The sequence below is a fragment of the Rheinheimera sp. NSM genome (assembly GCF_052380015.1).
Classification (GTDB): Bacteria; Pseudomonadota; Gammaproteobacteria; order Enterobacterales; family Alteromonadaceae; genus Alishewanella.
On record NZ_JBQTCI010000001.1, the window covers coordinates 581,778 to 599,833 of the forward strand.

Genomic DNA, 18,056 nt, shown 5'->3' on the forward strand with positions numbered 1-18,056 from the left:
GCTAGCAGTAATCTGCTTAGTATTTGTATGAGAAGCTTAAGCTGTAGCTTTGGCCTTCGATACGTTTTTGCAGTATTTCACCTTGCTGCAGAATTTCGACATCTTCATCCAGCAGGTTTTTCAGTCCCAGCTTCACGGTCATACTTTCCTGCGGCGTATAGCTGTAGGTGAAGTCCAGCGAGTTAAACGGTTGCTCGTAGGCATCGTCTTTATCGTTAACACCGGCAAAAGCGATACGCTTACCAAACACGTTGTAGGTAAAGGTAGCATTGTGCCGGTTGTTGTCTGAATCGAAACCCAGTTGCAGGTTAGCGACATATTTTGAGTGGCCGCTTAAGCCGCGCTCGAAATTAGTCAGATCAGCACCCGGGAATGCCTGGATTTTTATTTCTGACTCGCTGAGTGTCAGGTTACCGGCAATAAAGAAGTTATCGCTGATCTTGCCAAAGTCACCGCCAAACATATCCAGCTGCTGTAAAAATTCCGCTTCTACGCCATACAGCTTGCCGCTTTGCGCATTGCGGAACGACATTAACAGGTTACCGTCAGAGCCGGACAGTTCTATGGCTTCTATCGGGTTATCCAGATCTTTGTAGAACACACCCACACTGTAATTACTGTTGTCGTAGTACCACTCTAACCGGGCATCAACGCTGGTAATATCGGTGCTTTTCAGGCCGGAAAAACCGGTTACTTTAAAATCGGTAAGCGGGTCAACGTACAATACCGGGGTGACTTCACGTAAATCCGGCCGCACCACTGTTTGGCTGTAACCAAAGCGCGCTTGTAAATCATCGTTTATAAACCAGGTTAACGACAACGCCGGATAAAAACCGTCTTCCTGTAATACTGAGTCGGTTATATTGCCGCTGATTTCGCCATCTGCGGTTAACGGCAGCGAAATTTGCTTAAAGTCTTCGTAGCGCACGCCCAGGTTCAGACGAAACTTATAATCGTAGTTCAGCTCCAGTGCGCCATAGCCGGCATCAATCATCTGTGCGGCCAGATAGTCATCGGCCTGGGTCGTGACGTTGGAAATCTTAAAGCCGTTGGCGGCATTCAAAATATTATCGTCAGAGAAAATCTCTGAGAAGCTGCCGGATAACTGCTCAAGGCTATAACCTACGGTGTCAAAGTTAAAGCGATCGGTTTGTGCATTGCGGTTACGCTCAAAGTAGCTGTAGCCGCCGCTTAAGGTCATTTCGGCCTTACCCAGCGTTAATGGCAGTTTGGCATTCCAGCTGAAGTTTTCGGTGTTGTCTTTCATATCACCGAAGCTGTAATTTACCGCATTTTGGTTGCGGCGCAGGAACGAGGTAACAGATCCGTCAGCCTGAGTTTCATTCAGGTAGCGGTATTCTACTTCGCCCGGCGCATAGCGGCGCGCTTTAGCATCGGTGTATTGCCAGTCTACGGCTAAGTCCATCAGGTACGGGAAGTTATGTTTACCACGTATCTGATTACTCAGCATGGTACGTTCTTCGTACAATATGGAGGTATCAGTATTTGAACGGTTGCTCTCGTTTATTGTTTCTATACTGTCGCCGTTTTTAATTTTAATTTCGTCTTTGGTATCGCGCAGATAAATGGTTGCAGTTTCCAAGCGGTGATCCACGCCCAGCTCCAAACCAAAGTTCAGCATGCCGGACAGTTTTACCTGGTGTTCGGTACCTTTAATATCGTCATAACGGTTTAACGGCACCAGGTTGTTACCTGACACCGAGTAATAACGTTCCTGCTCGTCAATATTTTGTGTTGAGCGGTCATAACTCAAACCGGTCATTACACCAAATACCACGTTTCGCGCCAGTTCAAAGCGGTCGCCAAAAGACACACTGCCGTCAAAATCCGGTTTTACGCTTTTGCTGCTGATATCAATATCACGGTTAAAAGCAGTACCCAGCTCACGCACTATGGTTTCTGCCTGTGCCAGGTTGCCGGCATTGATGCCGCCTAAGGCTTCAGCGATATTTATCGGTGTTAAAATACCGTACTGAGCCTGGGCATTTGCCAGTTCAGGCGAAATGCCACGCAGGCCATCATCTTTACCGCGCCAGTCATCGCCGCCACCGGCATAATCAAAGCCATCGTCGCTGTTCAGGCTGTTATAGCCGGTACCGACAGCGATATTAAAACTGGTTTGCAGCGGAATGGCTGCGGTGCGGATGTTAACGTTACCGCCACCAAAGGCTGCCGGCAGCTCCGGCGAGTAAGCTTTTTGTACCACTAAGCTTTCAATAATGCCGGCCGGAAACATATCCAGCGGGATAACATTACGCGTTGGGTCGGGGCTTGGTACCATGGCGCCGTTAAGCAGCGTACTGGAGTAGCGCTCGCCCAAACCCCGCACATAAATAAACTTATCTTTTACCAGGGTTAAGCCGGTGACACGGCGCAGGGCAGTTGCAGCGTTGCTGTCGCCGGCGCGGGAAATTTGCTCCATGCCCAATAGTTCAGCAACATAAGGTTGCTCACGACGTTCTGCCGCGGCAGAGGCTGCTGAACTCATCAGACGGCCGGATACAGAAATACGTTCAACATCTGCTTCATTTTGTGCCGGTTGTAGCGGTGCTTCTTGCGCAGTAGCGCTCAGCGACACCAGCGCGGTTGCCGTGCCAAGGGCCAGCAGTACACTGCGGCCAACACGACTGAAATTAAACTTTTGTATGCTGCTCATCTGAACTTTGTCCTATCAGCTTGTACTGTTACTTCTGCGTTGCACTGAACGGCATTGTTGCGGCTTCAATGCAGTGGAATAAAAAAACACTGCCAGGCAAAACCCGGCAGTGTTTGGTGTTGTTAGTCGTCTAAACCGACAGTCCAACCTGCAGTCCAGTCATTACCGGCTTTAACAGCACCGATAAAGTCTACTGCTTCAAAGAAATCATCTACTACAGTCATATCTTTTGGCGCCGTAGCATCGATAGTAAAGATACCGTCCAGTACCGCGGCCTGGTTAGCAGCGAAGCTGTTGCCTGCCTGACCCAGGAACCATTGCTCTGTGGTGGTGCCGTTACCCAGGTCGCCTACGGTAGGTTCGTTGCAGGCAATAACCGAATTGGTCATTTCCAGTGTGCCGGCGATAGCGAAAGCTTTAGTTTCGGTTGAGTCAAGCTCCAGACATTCACCCATACCGACAGGGCCTGTGATAACAAAGTTATGCAGCTTGGCATTGGTGCCGGCGCGTAGTAAAACGCCCTCTGAGTCATCATCACCGTCGAAGTTATTACCGATAATGGTCATATTGGCGATAGTCGGGTTAGATACCGGTGTAGCAGTAAGATTGTTTGCCTGGTTATCAGCTTCAATACCGCGGTTAGCCTTTGAGTCATCGGCGCCGTGTTTTACCAGCACAAATTGCAGCTTACCGCGCCAGCCGTCAGCCCAGTCCACTGAGTCATCACCGTTAGAGGTCAGCACCACATTTTTACAGCTAACTGCACCACCAAACATTTCAATGCCGTCGTCCACATTCTGGTGTACCTGAATGTTTGAACACTGTGTGCCTGAACCGACACCGGCGAAAGTAATACCGTTTAATTCGTTATCCGGGATAACTTCAAAGCCAGCGTGTTTTACTACTACGTAGTTTAAAGTGCCGCTGCTGTCTTCCCAATCGCCGCCGCCATAAGGTCCGGCGTTACCTTCGGCTTCAACTAAGCAGCTGTCTAAATCGGCCTGATCAGCACATTTGGTCGTAGGCGCTTTACCCAGTAATACCAGACCACCCCATTGACCGGCAGCTGTTGGTGAACCGATAACATCCTGCACTGAAGTCATTACGATAGGGTTAGTGGCTGTGCCGTTGGCTTCAATTTTCGAGCCGCGGGTTACCACGAGGAAATCGGCACCGGATTTGCCGAAGATAGTTACGCCGGGCTGCACTGTTAACGTAGCGGCAGTGGTGTTATCAACACCAACGCGTACGCGGCCGTCTAACACATAGTCAGCACCGGCTGCCAGGGTGATGTTAGTGGTAATATCACCAGTTAATTGGCAGTTTAACCGGCCGGTTAAGCTGTTTACTTCGCTGGTGCCGGCAGGGCAGGCCGCCAGGTCGTCATTAGCATGCAGGCCCACAGTCCAGCCTACAGTCCAGTCGGTGGTGCCGTCAAAGGCGCCGATATAGTCAACGTCGTCAAACCAAGGGTCAACGTTATTAGCTACATTATAGCCATTACCTAATGCCGGTGAATTTGGTGCAGGTACATAGCCGCCTAATAACGCGTCGCCAACGAAATTGCCAGGTTGATCATTAAACCAGGCTGCAGCATCAAAAACGACATTTTCATTTTCGTCTTTTTCATTTTCAAATGGTGTTGTGCAATCAATAATAGAGTTGCGAAACACAATTTCGCCGCTGTTAGCGAAAGCAACGGACTCAGCGCTGTCAATTTCAAAGCACTCGCCCATACCTGCCGGGCCGGTGATAATAAAGTTGTACAACTCTCCGGCAGTGCCGGCGCGCAGTAATACGCCTTCTGAGTCGTCTTCGCCATCAAAGTTATTACCAATAATGGTCATATTGGCGATACGCGGCTTAGATACCGGCTCGGCAGTAAGGTTTCCGGACTGATTATCGGCTTCAATACCGCGGTTGGCTTTAGTATTATTCGGGTTATGACGAACTAGCACGTGCTGCATGCGGCCGGTCCAGCCGTCGGCCCAGTCCAGTGAGTCGTCACGGTTACCGGTTAATACCACATACTTGGCATCTACAGTACCGCCGAAAAATTCAACACCGTCATCCAGGTTGTTATGTACCTGAATATATTCTACTTCTGTACCGCGGCCAACACCGGCAAAAGTAATACCGTTCAGCTCGTTATCCGGAATAACTTCAAAGCCGGCATAACGTACCTGCAGATACTTCAACGCGCCGCTATCGTCTTCCGGGTCTGCACCGCCGTATGGGCCGGCTTCGCCTTCAGCCTGAATTTCACAGCTTTCCAGCGCAGCCTGATCACATTTGTTGCTCGGTGCATTACCCAGTAATACCAGGCCGCCCCATTCAGCGGTAGATTCATCATCCGACAAGCCCAGCATATCGTTAACTGACGTCATCACGATAGGTGCTGCAGCGGTACCTACCGCCTGAATTTTTGAACCACGGGCCACTACTAAGTAATCAGCGCCGCTTTTACCAAATACATAAGTACCCGGCTCAATAGTTAAGGTAGCGCTATCGGCGTTATCATTACCCACAGTAACCTTGCCGCTTAATGACCAGACGATATCGGCAGTTAAGTGGGTGTCGCTGGTAATGGTGCCGCTGATTTCACATACGGTTTTATCCACACCTGCCAGGCTGCTGCCCTCAGTGGCAAAAGCCGGGCAGTCTGCAGTTGGTGGTGGTGTGCCATTGCCGTTGTCATCGCCACCAGCATTCACTACCAAGTCGCCACCACAGCCAGCCAGTATCAGTGCTGACGCTATCGCGCTTAGTTTTAATAGTTTGCGTAAAGCCATTACCATCTCTCCATTGAGTTGTTATAGGTCGTGCGTAATAAGTTGGGTGCACCCTACAACAGGGAAATGACGCTTTTATTACACTTTTGCGGCTGTCATATTACGGTCACAGCAGCGGCTGTTAACATTGGGGGCCCAGGGTGATTGTCAAAAAAAATTCATCTAAGTGTCACGGCTGACATTGTTCTATGGTGTTTATATTTTGTGAATTATGTATTTTATTTGTGTTGTGTTGGCGTTTGGCCCGGATGAGTAAAGATTAACCGTGTGTTTTCATAAAAATGTCATAAACTGCGGCAATACTATGCGCAGTAGATAGTTAGAACAGTGCCGGCACAGTAGCCGGGTAACAGAGTGTGGTGGATGCTATGGCAAGAAAGATCCTGGTGGTGGAAGATGAAGCCCCGATCCGCGATATGTTGTGTTTTGTACTGGAGCAAAATGGTTATCAGGCAACAACTGCTGAAGATTATGACTCGGCGATTAATGCTCTGATGGAACCCTACCCGGATTTAGTCTTACTGGATTGGATGTTGCCCGGCGGCAGCGGTATTCAGATCGCGAAGAAAATGAAACAACACGAGCTGACGCGCAATATCCCGATTATTATGATCACTGCCCGCGGTGAGGAAGAAGACAAAGTACGCGGCCTCGAAGTAGGTGCCGACGACTATGTTACCAAACCGTTTTCTCCAAAAGAGCTGATGGCGCGCATTAAAGCGGTGATCCGCCGTGTGGCGCCCACCAGCCTGGATGAAGTGATAGAAGTGCAGGGCTTAAAGCTGGACCCGGTATCGCACCGTGTGATGGCTTCCGATCAGGCACTGGACATGGGGCCAACCGAGTTTCGTTTACTGCATTTCTTTATGACCCACCCGGAGCGGGTATACAGCCGCGAACAATTGCTGGACCATGTATGGGGCACTAATGTGTATGTGGAAGACCGCACTGTTGATGTGCATATCCGCCGCCTGCGCAAAGCGATTTCTATTGCCGGACATGATAGATTAGTGCAAACCGTGCGGGGCTCCGGCTACCGTTTCTCTGCTAAGTAAGGTTATATACCAACGCTATGCGTCAGCTGTTATCTAAAAGGAAGGTGTACACCAGACTCTTCCTTTTTTATTGTTTTATTGCCTTAGTTGGCCTGATCTCCAACAGCTTGCTGCTGGCGCTGTTGATATTTACCGTAGCGCTGTTGCTGTGGCATTACCATCATTTGTTTTTAATGGACAAATGGTTGTGGCGCGATCGCAAGCTATCGCCGCCGATCAGCGAAGGTATTTGGGGCCACTTATTCGAAGGCATATACTACCTGCAGCGGCGTGACCGGCGTAAAAGGCGCGAATTGCGCAATGTAGTACGCCGTTTTCGCGACGGTGCCGAAGCCCTGCCGGAAGCCGTTGTGGTAATGCACCGTGACTGGAGCATTATCTGGAGCAACAAACTGGCGCAAATTCTGGCGGGTTTGCATTGGCCGGCCGATGAAGGCCAGCGGCTGGATAACCTTATCCGCCATCCGGATTTTTTACAGTATCTCAAAGCAGGTAAATTCGAGCTGCCGATAGAGCTGCCCTCGCCGGTAAACGACCAGTTAACGCTGGAGTTTAATATTATGGCCTATGGTGTAGAGCAGTACCTGCTGATAGTGCGTGACATTACCCAACTGAAGCAACTTGAGCAAATCCGCAAAGACTTTGTCGCTAACGTATCGCATGAACTACGAACCCCGCTTACCGTGTTGCAGGGCTACCTGGAGGTGATGGACGATGAGCACCTGCCGGATAAAACCATGTGGAAAAAAGCCCATAATGTCATGCTGGACCAAACCAAACGTATGGATGCGCTGGTGCAGCAACTGCTGACGTTATCGCGTATTGAAGCCTCAGCACGGGTGCAGTTTGACGATGAAGTGGATGTGCCGGCCATGTTGTTGCAGCTGGAGCAGGAGGCGCAAACAGTAAACCGTGACAAGCAGCATCAGCTGGTGTTCGACATAGATCCGCAGCTGAAAATCACCGGGGTAACGGAAGAGCTGCGCAGCGCTTTTTCTAATCTGGTGATCAATGCGATTAAATACACGCAAAACGGCGGTGATATCCAGGTCAGTTGGCAGCGGCAACACCTCAAAGCGGTGTTTTCTGTCAACGACAATGGCCCGGGCATAGCGCCGCAGCATGTAAAACGTTTAACCGAGCGTTTTTACCGCGTAGACGAAGCCCGCGCCCGCAATACCGGTGGTACCGGCCTGGGCCTGGCGATAGTGAAGCACGTACTGTCGCGACACAACAGCCGGCTGATGATTTTCAGCGAGCCGGGCAAAGGCAGCAGCTTTTCCTTTACACTGCCGCCTGAGCTGGTACATGGCAACAATGCAAATACAAAGAAGAAACGCAGCAGTAAACCTGTCTGACCTATACCTGCTATAAATAAAACCATTGTCACAATTTGGCCCTATAGTTATAGTCTGTACCTCAGTAAGCGATTACATAAATAAGCCACGGAATGGGCAAGGCCGGAAAATATGAGCAGAGTAGTGAAACGGGTGTTACTGCTGTTAGCTATAGTTGGCAGTAATGCATGGGCCGCTGAACCGGTGCAAAGCATTAAGGTAGGGATTTACTACCCGCAAGTGCCGCCCTATATGTATAAATCTGACGCTACCAGCCAGGTGCGTGGTGTTATACCTGAACTTCTGAATCAGTTTTTTTCTGCTAATCATATTCGGGTCAATTATGTAGAAGACAACCGCCAGCGTGCCGAGCTTAAACTGTACGACGGCGAGATAGATATGATGGTGCTGGCCGAGAAATGGAGCAAGCAACCGGACAAAGCGCTGTACAGCAGCACTGTAATAACCCACCGCGATTACATCTATACGCTGCAACCGCAAAAATTGCAGGCACTGCATGCGTTGAAAAACAGCACTATTTGTTTACGCCGGCATTATGTTTATAACGGCCTGCAAGAGGCGCTGAGCAGTGGCCGGCTACTGCGGCTGGATTCCGACAGTGAATTTGATCAAATGAATATGCTGGTAAACGGCCGCTGCGATTTTGCCTACCTGAACGAACATGTAGCGCAGTGGCTGAAACTACACCAGTTTGCCGACGCCGAGTTATACCGCTCTGACTATATAGTGGATGAAACCGGGCTTACGCTGGCGTTATCATTAGAGTGGCAGCCATTGCTGCCTAAGCTGAATACCTTTTTGCAGCAAGCGGCTGAGTCCGGTTTGACGGACAATTTGTTACAGCAACATATTAACGGTTCCGCTGCCAGCCAATAACCAGAGCATATTGGCTAACGGCCGGCTGTTAACCTCTTTCACTTACTCAGCAGCGTTTTTGCGTTGCTGCCAGCAGCGGTTAATCGCCTCTTCAGCTACCTGGCCCAGCACATCTTGTTCCAGCGCATCGGCGCGGCCCAAAAAGGTTTGCGCCAGTTCGCGGTCTGCCAGCACTGTTGCTACCAAGGTTATCGCATCGTCCAGCGTGGTGCCGTGCTCGTAATACCTGACCTGATGATTGGTATCAATCACCAGATCATCCGACTGCTTGCACCATTTTTTAAACACTTGCCTGGCCAGTTGCCGATAGCGGGCCTGTGGCCCGCCAAACACGACAAAAAACGTGTCTGCGCTGGCTTTGTTAAACTGCGCGGTTATTTTTTCCAGTTGCAGCAGCAAGTGCATCGTTTCATCTGTAGCGCTTTGCAGCATTAACTGCGCAAAAACGGGCTCCAGTTTGTGGCTGTATTGCAGTATCAGGCCGTGATCAAGAGTGCCATCGTACGCCACAGTACTGAGCAATTGCCGGGTGGCGGCAAACAGCTGCCGGCCCGCAGGATTATCAATCTCACGTTTAAGCTGTGCCAGCAGCTTGCGCAATAAGACTGCAGCATCCGGTTGTGGTGTTTGCAACAGGGTGTAATAAACCGCCATGGTGCTGTGGCTCAGGGCTTTCAGCCGGTGATAGGCCGGACCATTAACGGTATATTCACTGATACTGTCGCCACAACAGGCAATCAGGCGGCTGTCCATGCGCACAATTAGCAGAATATCACCGCGGCTGATTTTGTCGGCAAAGTGTTGTTTTCTCCTCGCATACTGAAGATGAAACAGCTGATTAATTTCACCCAGGGCTGAGCCTGCCGGTTCAGCCTTAGTGTCCTGCAACTTAATGTTCATCCACTTACCTGCTGCAGTTTTCATCTTAAGGCAGATGGTTGCCGCCGGTAACGCCAATTACTTCGGCTGTTACATAGCTTGATTCTTGCGATGCCAGATAGACATAAGCCGGTGATTAGTGCTTTGCGGCCTGTTAATCTGCCACTGCTGTGGTAGGTGTTTTCACCGTGGTCAGCCTTTGGCGACAATATCGCATCGAGCCCGGGATCTGGCTGGGACTCATCATAGGGAGTGCTGTCTATCGGATACTGCTTGCGCGGGTCTTGCATAGTGAACTGATTATTAGCGGGCATTTAATACCTCCGGGTTTGTAGATATAAAGTCAGGAAGAACGAACGATACCCCGGCAGTTGCAGATTCTGTGCCTTTACGGCCTGGTTAATAAATAATGCAGTTTAATCAGGCAAACAGGCAGCTAAATGGCAAACAGTAATGTAGCAAACAGGAAGTACCAGTTAGCAGATGCGGAATATCTTACCGGCACATAACGTAAAACTTTCATGGCTAGCGGCATGTCGCAAACGCAGCTGTGGTTAATTGGCAGTTAACCTTGACTCAGGTATATCCTGGTACTATGAAAATAAAAAAGTATCTGCTGTTGTTGCTCCCGGCTGTGCTGGTAGCAGGTTTTGTAGTGCCGGAGCGCATTAATATACCGGTTAGCGGCGCCGCACAGCGCGACTGGCACCCGGACTCTTTCTGGTATGAACCCTGGGGCAGCTCCGGTGTACACAAGGGCATTGATATTTTTGCTAACAAGGGTGTTGCTGTAACCAGTACCACAGCTGGTATAGTGTTATATCAGGGCGAAATTGCCAAAGGCGGTAAGGTAGTGTTGGTGCTGGGGCCGAAATGGCGGCTGCATTATTTTTCTCATCTCAACAACATCGATGTCAGCAGTTTTACTGCGGTAAGGTCGGGTGAGGTTATTGGTTCAGTAGGCGACAGCGGCAATGCCAAAGGCAAACCGCCTCATTTGCACTATTCCATAGTACGGCTTATTCCCGCACCGTGGGCGATAGATAGCAGCAGCCAGGGCTATAAAAAAATGTTTTATATTGACCCCGGTAGTTATCTGGCTGGCGAATAGCTGCCAGCCGTGTTGGCATTAGTGCCTATTTATAACTGTAAAACGGAGCAGCACTGGTTCGCACTCAGCTACAGGGCTGCGACGGCCTGTTGCCGGAAGCAATCGACATGATGGTCATTTACCATGCCACAGGCCTGCATATGAGCGTAAATAATGGTAGAGCCGACAAACTTAAAGCCGCGTTTTTTTAAGTCTTTACTCATGGCGTCCGACTCCGGGCTGGTGGCGCGGTAATCGCTTGGGCTGGCAATGTGGTTTTGCTGCGGCTTACCCCCGACAAACTGCCATTGATAGTTGCTGAAGCTACCAAATTCAGCTTGCACTTCAAGAAAGCGGGCGGCGTTATTAATGGCAGCTGCCACTTTTAAGCGGTTGCGGATAATGCCGGGGTTTTGCAGCAGCTCTGCCGCTTTGGCCTCATCAAAAGCGGCGACTTTAACCGGGTCAAAGTTAGCAAAGGCAGCGCGGTAGTTATCGCGCTTTTTCAGCACTGTGTACCAGCTAAGCCCCGCTTGGGCCGCTTCCAGCGTTAAAAACTCAAACAGCTTGTTATCGTCATATACCGGCACGCCCCACTCAGTATCGTGGTAGGCAACATAATCCGGTTTGCTTAAATCTACCCAACCGCAGCGGCACGGTGTGTTCATTGTCAGCTCCTTATTGTTCCAGCTTGGGTGGTTGCGCCAGATAATCCAGCGCCAGCCCGGTTAAGGCCCGCACACCGTTTACCAGGGCATCTTCGTTAACATCAAACATCGGCGAATGGTTCGGCGGGACTTCGCTAAGCGGTTTGCCATCGGGCGAGATGCCTAAAAAGAAAAACACGCCCGGAATTTGCTGCTGATAGAACGAAAAATCTTCGGCGCCGGTAATGGGTTTAATCGATGCCATGCCTTTGCTACCCGCTGCCCACTTAAGGCTTGGCATTGCCCAGTTGGTTAAAGCCGGGTCATTCCAGGTAACGGCTGCAAAGTTGTGTACATGAAAGTCGGCCTCAGCGCCGCTGGCTTTGGCAATATGCTCGCTGGTGTGCGCCATGCGGGCGATTAAATCTTCGCGCATCTCGCTGTCAAAGGTTCGAATGGTACCTTCCAGTTTTACGTCATCGGGAATAATATTCCAACGAATACCGCCATGTACCTGGCCAAACGACACTACAGCCGGTGCTTTGGTGACATCAATTTGCCGCGCCGGTATCAGGTTAATGGCGCTGATCAGCTGGCCGGTAACGTTTATCGGATCTATGCCACGCCATGGGCTGGAGCCATGCACTTGCTTGCCTTTAACGGTAATTTGGAAACTGTCGGCCGCGGCCATTATGCCTTCGGTTTTTACCTGTAACTGGCCGGGCTCGCCAGGCCAAACATGCAGGCCAAAAATGGCAGACGGGGTAGGGTTAGCAAATAACCCCTCGGCCAGCATCATTTTGGCGCCGCCTTCTTCACCGGCCGGCGGACCTTCTTCTGCCGGTTGAAACACAAACATAATAGTGCCGGCAATATCCGCCCGTTGTTTGCTCAGTACTTCGGCGGCGCCCATCAACATAGCTACGTGGGCATCGTGGCCACAAGCGTGCATTACACCGGTTTGCTGGCCGTTAAACTCGCTTATCACCTTAGAAGCAAACGGCAAGCCGGTTTGCTCTGTCACCGGCAGTGCGTCCATATCGGCACGTAACGCCACTACCGGGCCTTCTTTACCGCCCTTTAAAATGCCCACTACACCGGTATGAGCAATGCCGGTGCGTACTTCCAGGCCGAGTTTTTCTAAATGCGCTGCCACTTTAGCGGCAGTTCGCACTTCGCGGTTCGACAGTTCCGGATGCTGGTGAATGTCACGGCGCCAGCTAATCACCTTTGGCATTACCTGCTCTATTTGCCTGCTTAGCTGTGGCCGTTGTTCTGCCACGGCGTTCGGCGTGTGTAACAGCGGTAATAGAGCCAAACTTAATACTGACCAGCGCATAGTAACTCCATAATTTTTATATAGTGTTACTACCTTAAGCGCCCCACAGCAAAAAGCCAAGGGGCGACGCTAAATCAGTTCCGGAACAGCTTAAGCCATCAGTTAACCAGCCACGGTGTTAAGCCGGGCTCAGGGTTATAAACCAAACACCACTTTTTCGCTTTTTAACAACCGGCTGCTGGCGTAACTGCAGGCGGCAAAGATGGCCAATGTCAGCAGGCCGGATACCAACAGTTGCGGCATAGCGATGGCGCTGCCTTTTAGATAGGCGATCATCGCTTGTTGTTGTGCGGCTATCGGCAGCCACTGCAGGTAATCCGGCGCTATGTTATAAGCTGTCACCATGCTCAGGCCCGCCGGTACCAGCAGCACCATAGTCACGTAGGTTTGTGCTTCTTTAAACGACTTGGCAACGAAAGACACCATCACTTGTAAACTGGCTGACAGCAGCGCCAGCGGCAAGCCAAGCAGTAGTGTGAACAGCATAAAGTCGGCATTTAAGCTGATGTTAAAGCCCAGTTGCTGCCAGGGCACCATGCCATAGGCAAACTTGGACACCAGCAGAATAACCAGCAAGCCCAGCATGGAAAAACAAGCGATGGCGGCAATTTTAGCCAATACCAGCTGCAGGCTGCTTAGTGGCTGGCTAAGTAACAGTGTTAGCGAGTTACGCTCACGCTCGCCGGCACTGGTGTCTATGGCCAGGTTCATCGCGGCGTAGAACAGCGTTAAAATAATGCTCAGAGTGGCAAAGGCTAAAAAGGTGCCGCCGCGGGAGTCTGGCGTAGCCTGATCCTGTACCTGCACATCCACCGGCTGCATTAACTGTGGATCTATACCGCGCGCCATCAGGCGTAAAGTGGCAATGTCACTGTTGTAACGGCCAAGCTCGCGCTCTAAGCGTCGGATAGCCGTTTGCAGCTGGTCGTCGGCACGATCGGCATCTATAATGACTGTCGCCGGCCGGCCTTGCTGCATCTGCTGCTGAAAATCAGTGCTGACTACTAACCGAATAGCTTTGACCTCAGCCCCTTCGCCATGGCGGATATCGTTGTTGGCCAGATATTGCACCAGCGCCGGCGCGGCGTCAGCGTTGTCGATGCTGATCAGTAACTCATCGCTGGAGCTAAGCTGCCTTAGCAGCACTGAAAACAGCAGGCACATCAGTAGCGGTGTGCCAACAGCATAATACAGTCCGGCCATGACCGAGCGTTTATCACGGCTGGCATCGAGCAGTTCTTTACGAAACAAAGTACGAAATAAGTTCATCATGCTGCAATTCCTTCATCAGTGCCAATCAGGCTAATAAATGCATCTTCCAGGCTGGTTTTGCCGGTACGTAGACAGAGTTCGGCCGGTGAGCCCTGCGCCACCACCCGGCCTTCAGCCATAACCACCACCTGATCACACAGCGCGGCCACTTCTTGCATGACATGGCTGGAAAACAGCACACAATGGCCTTGCTGTTTTAACATCAGCAGTAAATCGCGCAGCAGCCGGGTGCTCATTACATCTAAACCGCGGGTTGGCTCGTCCAAAACAATATTGGTGGGCTTATGCACGATGGCCTGGGCTAGCGCGGTTTTCATGCGTTGGCCCTGTGAAAACCCCTGACAGCGCCTATCGGCGATATCCTGCATTTTTAACAAACTGAGAGTTTCGGCGGTGGCGAGTTTGGCATCTTGTGTGCTCATGCCATTGAGCTGTGCAAAAAACTGCACATACTCGCGCGGGGTTAACCGCTCATATAGTCCAAAAGGATCAGGAAACAGCCCCAGTTGTTGTTTTGCTTGTGTGCTTTGGGTTGCCACGTTCAGGCCGTCTATCTCGGCGCCGCCGCTGTCTGCTTTCAGTAAGCCAAACAGGGTACGTAAACAGGTGGTTTTTCCGGCACCGTTGGGGCCTAATAAGCCGGTGATAGTGCCATTTTCTGCCTGAAAACTCAGGCCGTTTAATGCCTGCACCCGGCCTATTTTTTTATGCAAATCGGTTACTTTAATCATGGTTTATTCCTGAGCGCTGATAGTAGTGGAGGTTGGGCTTGCTGCCAGAGCAGTTGCAGTTGGCATAACGGCGCCATTGGCATTGGTTAAAAAGGCTTTACGCAGCTCTTGTTGCAAGCAGCTGTCATCCAGTGCGCTGGCAGACTGCAGGTTAATAAACTGGCTAATCAGTTTTGGCGCGCAAGTTTGCGAAGCGACAATGTGGGTCGCATGCGGTGCAATCAGATGGCGGGCATTGCCCATCCGCGCCATCGCCAGTTCAGCCCAACCAGGCGGGGTGACCGGATCTAAGCCACCGGACAATAACAGCACCGGCGTGTCGGTTTGCAGTGGCGCCGTGTAATCGGCAGCGACCGGCTTAACCTGCCACACATTACAGCTGGCCTCAGCGCCTTCCAGCCAGCTGTGGCCTAAATAGCTTTGCGCAAATTCAGCACGGCTCTTTTCGGTCCAAAATGGCTGGTCTTCAGCACAGACCACGGCAAAGTTAACCCCGATGGATAAATCTGCAGCAAAATCCTGTGCCAGCATTAAGCCGACGAGGGCGCTATAATCGCCTTGTGTAGCTTGCTCTACCACCATAGGGATCAGAGCACGATAACGATTACTGTAGAGCGCAAAGCGCAGCGCTTGTTGTAGTTTGGCCCGGGTGAGTTTCAGTTCAATCAGCTCAAAAGTGCGTGGGTGGCGAACCTTGCTGCTAATGGTGCGTTCAGTCAGCGTTTGTTGCAGCTGCTGCAGTTGCGCCCGGGCAGTAGGAAATTGCTGGCGGCATTCCGGTGACGCATCACAATAAGCGTAGACGGCTTCCAACGACGCATCAGAGGCGGCACCCATAGCGCCGAAGCTTTGGTTAAACGGCACTACACCATCCAGAGTGGCAGTGAGCACAGCATCCGGATACTGGCGCATATACTCCTGCGCCATCCGCGTGCCGTACGAGCCACCATACAAATGCAGCTTTTGATAACCCAGTGCCAGACGTACCGCTTCAAAATCAGCCGCGGCGGCTACTGTAGTGTAATGGCTAAGATCAACCTGTAATTTGTCCAGACACAGCTCTGTTTCCCTGCGCGTCATTTCGGCCATATCCAGGCTGTTTTCATCCAGCGCAAACTGGCTGGTTAAGTTCAGGCCATCACATTGCAGTAGACCGGACTTGCCGGTACCGCGTTGATCGACCAGCAGGATGTCGCGGCTTTCCCGGGCGTAGCGCAGGGCATGGGCGAAGGTTGCCGCCGCATCAAACGCGGCTTGACCAGGCCCGCCGGCAAAGCCCAGTACCGCCTCTTGTGGGTGTAACGGGTTAATTGCGGGCAACACGGCAAAATGAATATCGATGCCGGCATCCTGAGATGGCGCCGCAGCGTGCAGTGGCCGGCGAATACTGCCGCACAGCATACGGTCAGTTAAATTTTTGGCATAACAAGGTGTCAGTTCAGGTGCAGCCTGTGGTGGCGTTTTTGCCTGCTGCGCACTCACTGCTGCCGGCATCAGTAACGCCGTTGCCGCAACAAGCGGCCAGGCAGCGCATAGGTATTTTAATTTTAGTGTGTTCAAACGGGTGCTCCTCAAGGTATTGATAATCAACAGAACAAGCTTGTTAAGCTGTTTGATGATTAAGTCGGGCAGGGAAGGAGCACTGTTACATTATTTAATTTTTTTATTTTTGTAACACTTTGACCACAAAAACAGACTCAGGGAGCGCGCAGCGACAGTAGCCGTTGTCTAACTGCGCGGTTTTCTAAACTTCAGCACCATCTGATTAACCTCGCCAATGGCCAGGTGTTTAGCCTTTTCGGTTTCATCGCCGGCTAAAGTGGGTGGCATTGACCACACTCCTGCCGGGTGATCGGCGCTATCTTTCGGGTTAAGCAGCATATCGTTGCGTGCTTCAAAGCTAAAGCCGGCTGCTTTGGCCTGGTCTAACCATAACTGTTCCGGCACATAGCCTGATTCTTTCCAGTCAGTGTCCAGCATATGATCCGGCAGGCGTGGTGCCACTACGCCCAATACACCACCCGGTTTTAGTGCCCGATAAAAGTTGGCCAGGGCGTGTTTTAACGAGGTCTCGCCATCAAAGATATAAAACTGATTACGGATAGACAGCACTACATCAGCGCTGCCGGAAGGCGCGATAGCAATACCGGCCAGTGGGGCAAACTCAGTTACGGTGACATTTTTGTACACCGGGTGTGATGCCAGTTTGTTGTTATAGTCTGCGCGGCCTTTTTGCATATAGTCAGCGGGCAATAAGCTGAACTTATCAGAGAAATGCGCGGCATACAGCTTGCCTTGCTCCGCCAACAGCGGTGCCAATACTTCGGTATACCAGCCAGAACCCGGCCATATTTCCACCACAGTACTTTGCGGTGTAACCTCAAAAAAGGTCAGCGTTTGCTCAGGCTTGCGTGCAGTATCGCGCAGTTTATTGGCGTCGGTGCGGGCTTCATGTTGCAACGCCCGGCTAATATCCGCGTGGGCAATACAGCTGGCGCTGCTTGCCAGTAATAACAAACTTACATTCAAGAGTTTAGTGAGCATCAGCAGATCCTGTAATGGTGCGTATTTATTCGGGAAGTGGTTAAAAGGTAACCCTAAAAGTCTGTTTTCAAAAGTGATTTAACGGGTTAATCCGCTGACGTTTGTATTGATTAGCCATATTGGTACAGCGGCTCAGCTACCACATTAAGCGTGGCAGCTTTATGCAGATCATATTTTTGCTGACGGCTTAGCCAGAACTGCGCACTGATGCCGGTGCCCAGTTCCAGTTTTTTCGCCAGTAAAACTGATACGGAGCTGTGGCCGTTAACAAACAGTGATAACTGCTTACGACTGATATGCAGCTTGGCCGCTGCTTCTGCAATACTAAGGTTATGTGGTTGCAGGCAACGTTGCAGCAATACCTGCCCGGGGTGTTGCACGGCTAATCTGGTGCTGCGTATTAATTCTGCCATATCAGCCTCACTCAAACTCATTTAAATCAACATCATACACATTGCCTTTACTAAACAGGCAGGTCACTGAACCAATAGGTTCAACATTATTCACTGTTACGGTAACCGCCCAATAGCCAGGCGTATACTGACTAATTTCAAAACCGCCAAGTAGTTCTAAATCCTTTACTGAAGCGGCATCATCTAAGTCATCCATTATTTCAACAACCTTATAAACATAGGTATTGGGCAACAGAGTTATGTCGCCGCTTTGCCATAATTGTTGCAATACCGTCGATTTAAAACTTTGTATCAAGCGCCATCCTTAGCATAAGGGTGTTACCTTTCGCGTAACGGTTGAAGTGTAGTATAAAAAATGCACAACCTCAACGCGCGAGAGCTCA

15 protein-coding genes are annotated in these 18,056 nt (G+C 50.8%); 4 read left to right on the plus strand and 11 right to left on the minus strand.

Annotated features, from left to right (window positions below; all coding sequences use genetic code 11):
* Positions 1-16 precede the first annotated feature (16 nt).
* Positions 17-2,677, minus strand: a complete 2,661-nt coding sequence (locus tag ACTZWV_RS02560; protein ID WP_444785034.1) for a TonB-dependent receptor domain-containing protein — start codon at positions 2,675-2,677, stop codon at positions 17-19.
* Positions 2,678-2,799: 122 nt separating this feature from the next.
* On the minus strand, positions 2,800-5,469 hold the full coding sequence (locus ACTZWV_RS02565; protein ID WP_444785035.1) for a hypothetical protein: 2,670 nt from the start codon (positions 5,467-5,469) through the stop codon (positions 2,800-2,802).
* 368 nt (positions 5,470-5,837) lie between these two features.
* Here ACTZWV_RS02565 and phoB point away from each other — a divergent pair, with 368 nt between their 5' ends.
* From phoB to ACTZWV_RS02580, 3 genes are all read left to right on the plus strand, one after another.
* Positions 5,838-6,524 carry a phosphate regulon transcriptional regulator PhoB gene (gene phoB, locus ACTZWV_RS02570; protein WP_305552213.1) on the plus strand — a complete coding sequence of 229 codons (687 nt, stop codon included), beginning with the start codon at positions 5,838-5,840 and terminating at the stop codon, positions 6,522-6,524.
* A gap of 17 nt (positions 6,525-6,541) precedes the next feature.
* Entirely contained in the window at positions 6,542-7,882 is a 1,341-nt protein-coding gene (gene phoR / locus ACTZWV_RS02575; RefSeq protein WP_444785036.1) for a phosphate regulon sensor histidine kinase PhoR, read from the plus strand.
* 111 nt (positions 7,883-7,993) lie between these two features.
* Entirely contained in the window at positions 7,994-8,758 is a 765-nt protein-coding gene (locus tag ACTZWV_RS02580) for a substrate-binding periplasmic protein (protein WP_444785037.1), read from the plus strand.
* Positions 8,759-8,800: 42 nt separating this feature from the next.
* On the opposite strand, the gene ACTZWV_RS02585 is transcribed toward ACTZWV_RS02580, so the two are convergent.
* The gene (locus tag ACTZWV_RS02585) at positions 8,801-9,658 is read right to left on the minus strand and encodes a hypothetical protein (protein WP_444785038.1); all 858 of its coding nucleotides are present in this window, start codon (positions 9,656-9,658) and stop codon (positions 8,801-8,803) included.
* A gap of 574 nt (positions 9,659-10,232) precedes the next feature.
* Between ACTZWV_RS02585 and ACTZWV_RS02590 the strand changes: the two genes are divergently transcribed.
* Positions 10,233-10,748, plus strand: coding sequence for a M23 family metallopeptidase (locus ACTZWV_RS02590; protein WP_444785039.1), 516 nt, complete (start codon positions 10,233-10,235; stop codon positions 10,746-10,748).
* Between the two features lie 68 nt (positions 10,749-10,816).
* Here ACTZWV_RS02590 and ACTZWV_RS02595 read toward each other — a convergent pair whose 3' ends face one another.
* From ACTZWV_RS02595 to ACTZWV_RS02630, 8 genes are all read right to left on the minus strand, one after another.
* Complete coding sequence (locus tag ACTZWV_RS02595) at positions 10,817-11,395, minus strand: DNA-3-methyladenine glycosylase I (protein WP_444785040.1); 579 nt, start codon at positions 11,393-11,395, stop codon at positions 10,817-10,819.
* Between the two features lie 10 nt (positions 11,396-11,405).
* Positions 11,406-12,713 (minus strand): amidohydrolase, encoded by a 1,308-nt coding sequence (locus tag ACTZWV_RS02600; protein WP_444785041.1) that lies wholly within the window; start codon positions 12,711-12,713, stop codon positions 11,406-11,408.
* A gap of 135 nt (positions 12,714-12,848) precedes the next feature.
* Positions 12,849-13,985: an ABC transporter permease gene (locus ACTZWV_RS02605; protein WP_444785042.1), complete on the minus strand. Its 1,137-nt coding sequence runs from the start codon at positions 13,983-13,985 to the stop codon at positions 12,849-12,851.
* Positions 13,982-14,716, minus strand: coding sequence for an ABC transporter ATP-binding protein (locus tag ACTZWV_RS02610; protein ID WP_444785043.1), 735 nt, complete (start codon positions 14,714-14,716; stop codon positions 13,982-13,984). Before ACTZWV_RS02610 ends, ACTZWV_RS02605 begins: the two co-directional genes overlap by 4 nt.
* A 3-nt stretch (positions 14,717-14,719) precedes the next feature.
* Positions 14,720-16,210 carry an alpha/beta hydrolase gene (locus ACTZWV_RS02615; RefSeq protein WP_444785044.1) on the minus strand — a complete coding sequence of 497 codons (1,491 nt, stop codon included), beginning with the start codon at positions 16,208-16,210 and terminating at the stop codon, positions 14,720-14,722.
* 234 nt (positions 16,211-16,444) lie between these two features.
* Positions 16,445-17,260, minus strand: coding sequence for a class I SAM-dependent methyltransferase (locus ACTZWV_RS02620; protein ID WP_444785045.1), 816 nt, complete (start codon positions 17,258-17,260; stop codon positions 16,445-16,447).
* Positions 17,261-17,370: 110 nt separating this feature from the next.
* Complete coding sequence (locus ACTZWV_RS02625; protein ID WP_444785046.1) at positions 17,371-17,673, minus strand: HigA family addiction module antitoxin; 303 nt, start codon at positions 17,671-17,673, stop codon at positions 17,371-17,373.
* 7 nt (positions 17,674-17,680) lie between these two features.
* On the minus strand, positions 17,681-17,968 hold the full coding sequence (locus ACTZWV_RS02630; protein ID WP_444785047.1) for a hypothetical protein: 288 nt from the start codon (positions 17,966-17,968) through the stop codon (positions 17,681-17,683).
* Positions 17,969-18,056 lie beyond the last annotated feature (88 nt).

What these genes read in the sequence shown, in the direction of transcription:
- ACTZWV_RS02560 (WP_444785034.1), bottom strand. Translation starts at nt 2,677, where the DNA reads ATGAGCAGCATACAAAAGTTTAATTTCAGTCGTGTTGGCCGCAGTGTA.
- ACTZWV_RS02565 (WP_444785035.1), bottom strand. Translation starts at nt 5,469, where the DNA reads ATGGCTTTACGCAAACTATTAAAACTAAGCGCGATAGCGTCAGCACTG.
- phoB (WP_305552213.1), top strand. Translation starts at nt 5,838, where the DNA reads ATGGCAAGAAAGATCCTGGTGGTGGAAGATGAAGCCCCGATCCGCGAT.
- phoR (WP_444785036.1), top strand. Translation starts at nt 6,542, where the DNA reads ATGCGTCAGCTGTTATCTAAAAGGAAGGTGTACACCAGACTCTTCCTT.
- ACTZWV_RS02580 (WP_444785037.1), top strand. Translation starts at nt 7,994, where the DNA reads ATGAGCAGAGTAGTGAAACGGGTGTTACTGCTGTTAGCTATAGTTGGC.
- ACTZWV_RS02585 (WP_444785038.1), bottom strand. Translation starts at nt 9,658, where the DNA reads ATGAACATTAAGTTGCAGGACACTAAGGCTGAACCGGCAGGCTCAGCC.
- ACTZWV_RS02590 (WP_444785039.1), top strand. Translation starts at nt 10,233, where the DNA reads ATGAAAATAAAAAAGTATCTGCTGTTGTTGCTCCCGGCTGTGCTGGTA.
- ACTZWV_RS02595 (WP_444785040.1), bottom strand. Translation starts at nt 11,395, where the DNA reads ATGAACACACCGTGCCGCTGCGGTTGGGTAGATTTAAGCAAACCGGAT.
- ACTZWV_RS02600 (WP_444785041.1), bottom strand. Translation starts at nt 12,713, where the DNA reads ATGCGCTGGTCAGTATTAAGTTTGGCTCTATTACCGCTGTTACACACG.
- ACTZWV_RS02605 (WP_444785042.1), bottom strand. Translation starts at nt 13,985, where the DNA reads ATGATGAACTTATTTCGTACTTTGTTTCGTAAAGAACTGCTCGATGCC.
- ACTZWV_RS02610 (WP_444785043.1), bottom strand. Translation starts at nt 14,716, where the DNA reads ATGATTAAAGTAACCGATTTGCATAAAAAAATAGGCCGGGTGCAGGCA.
- ACTZWV_RS02615 (WP_444785044.1), bottom strand. Translation starts at nt 16,210, where the DNA reads ATGCCGGCAGCAGTGAGTGCGCAGCAGGCAAAAACGCCACCACAGGCT.
- ACTZWV_RS02620 (WP_444785045.1), bottom strand. Translation starts at nt 17,260, where the DNA reads ATGCTCACTAAACTCTTGAATGTAAGTTTGTTATTACTGGCAAGCAGC.
- ACTZWV_RS02625 (WP_444785046.1), bottom strand. Translation starts at nt 17,673, where the DNA reads ATGGCAGAATTAATACGCAGCACCAGATTAGCCGTGCAACACCCCGGG.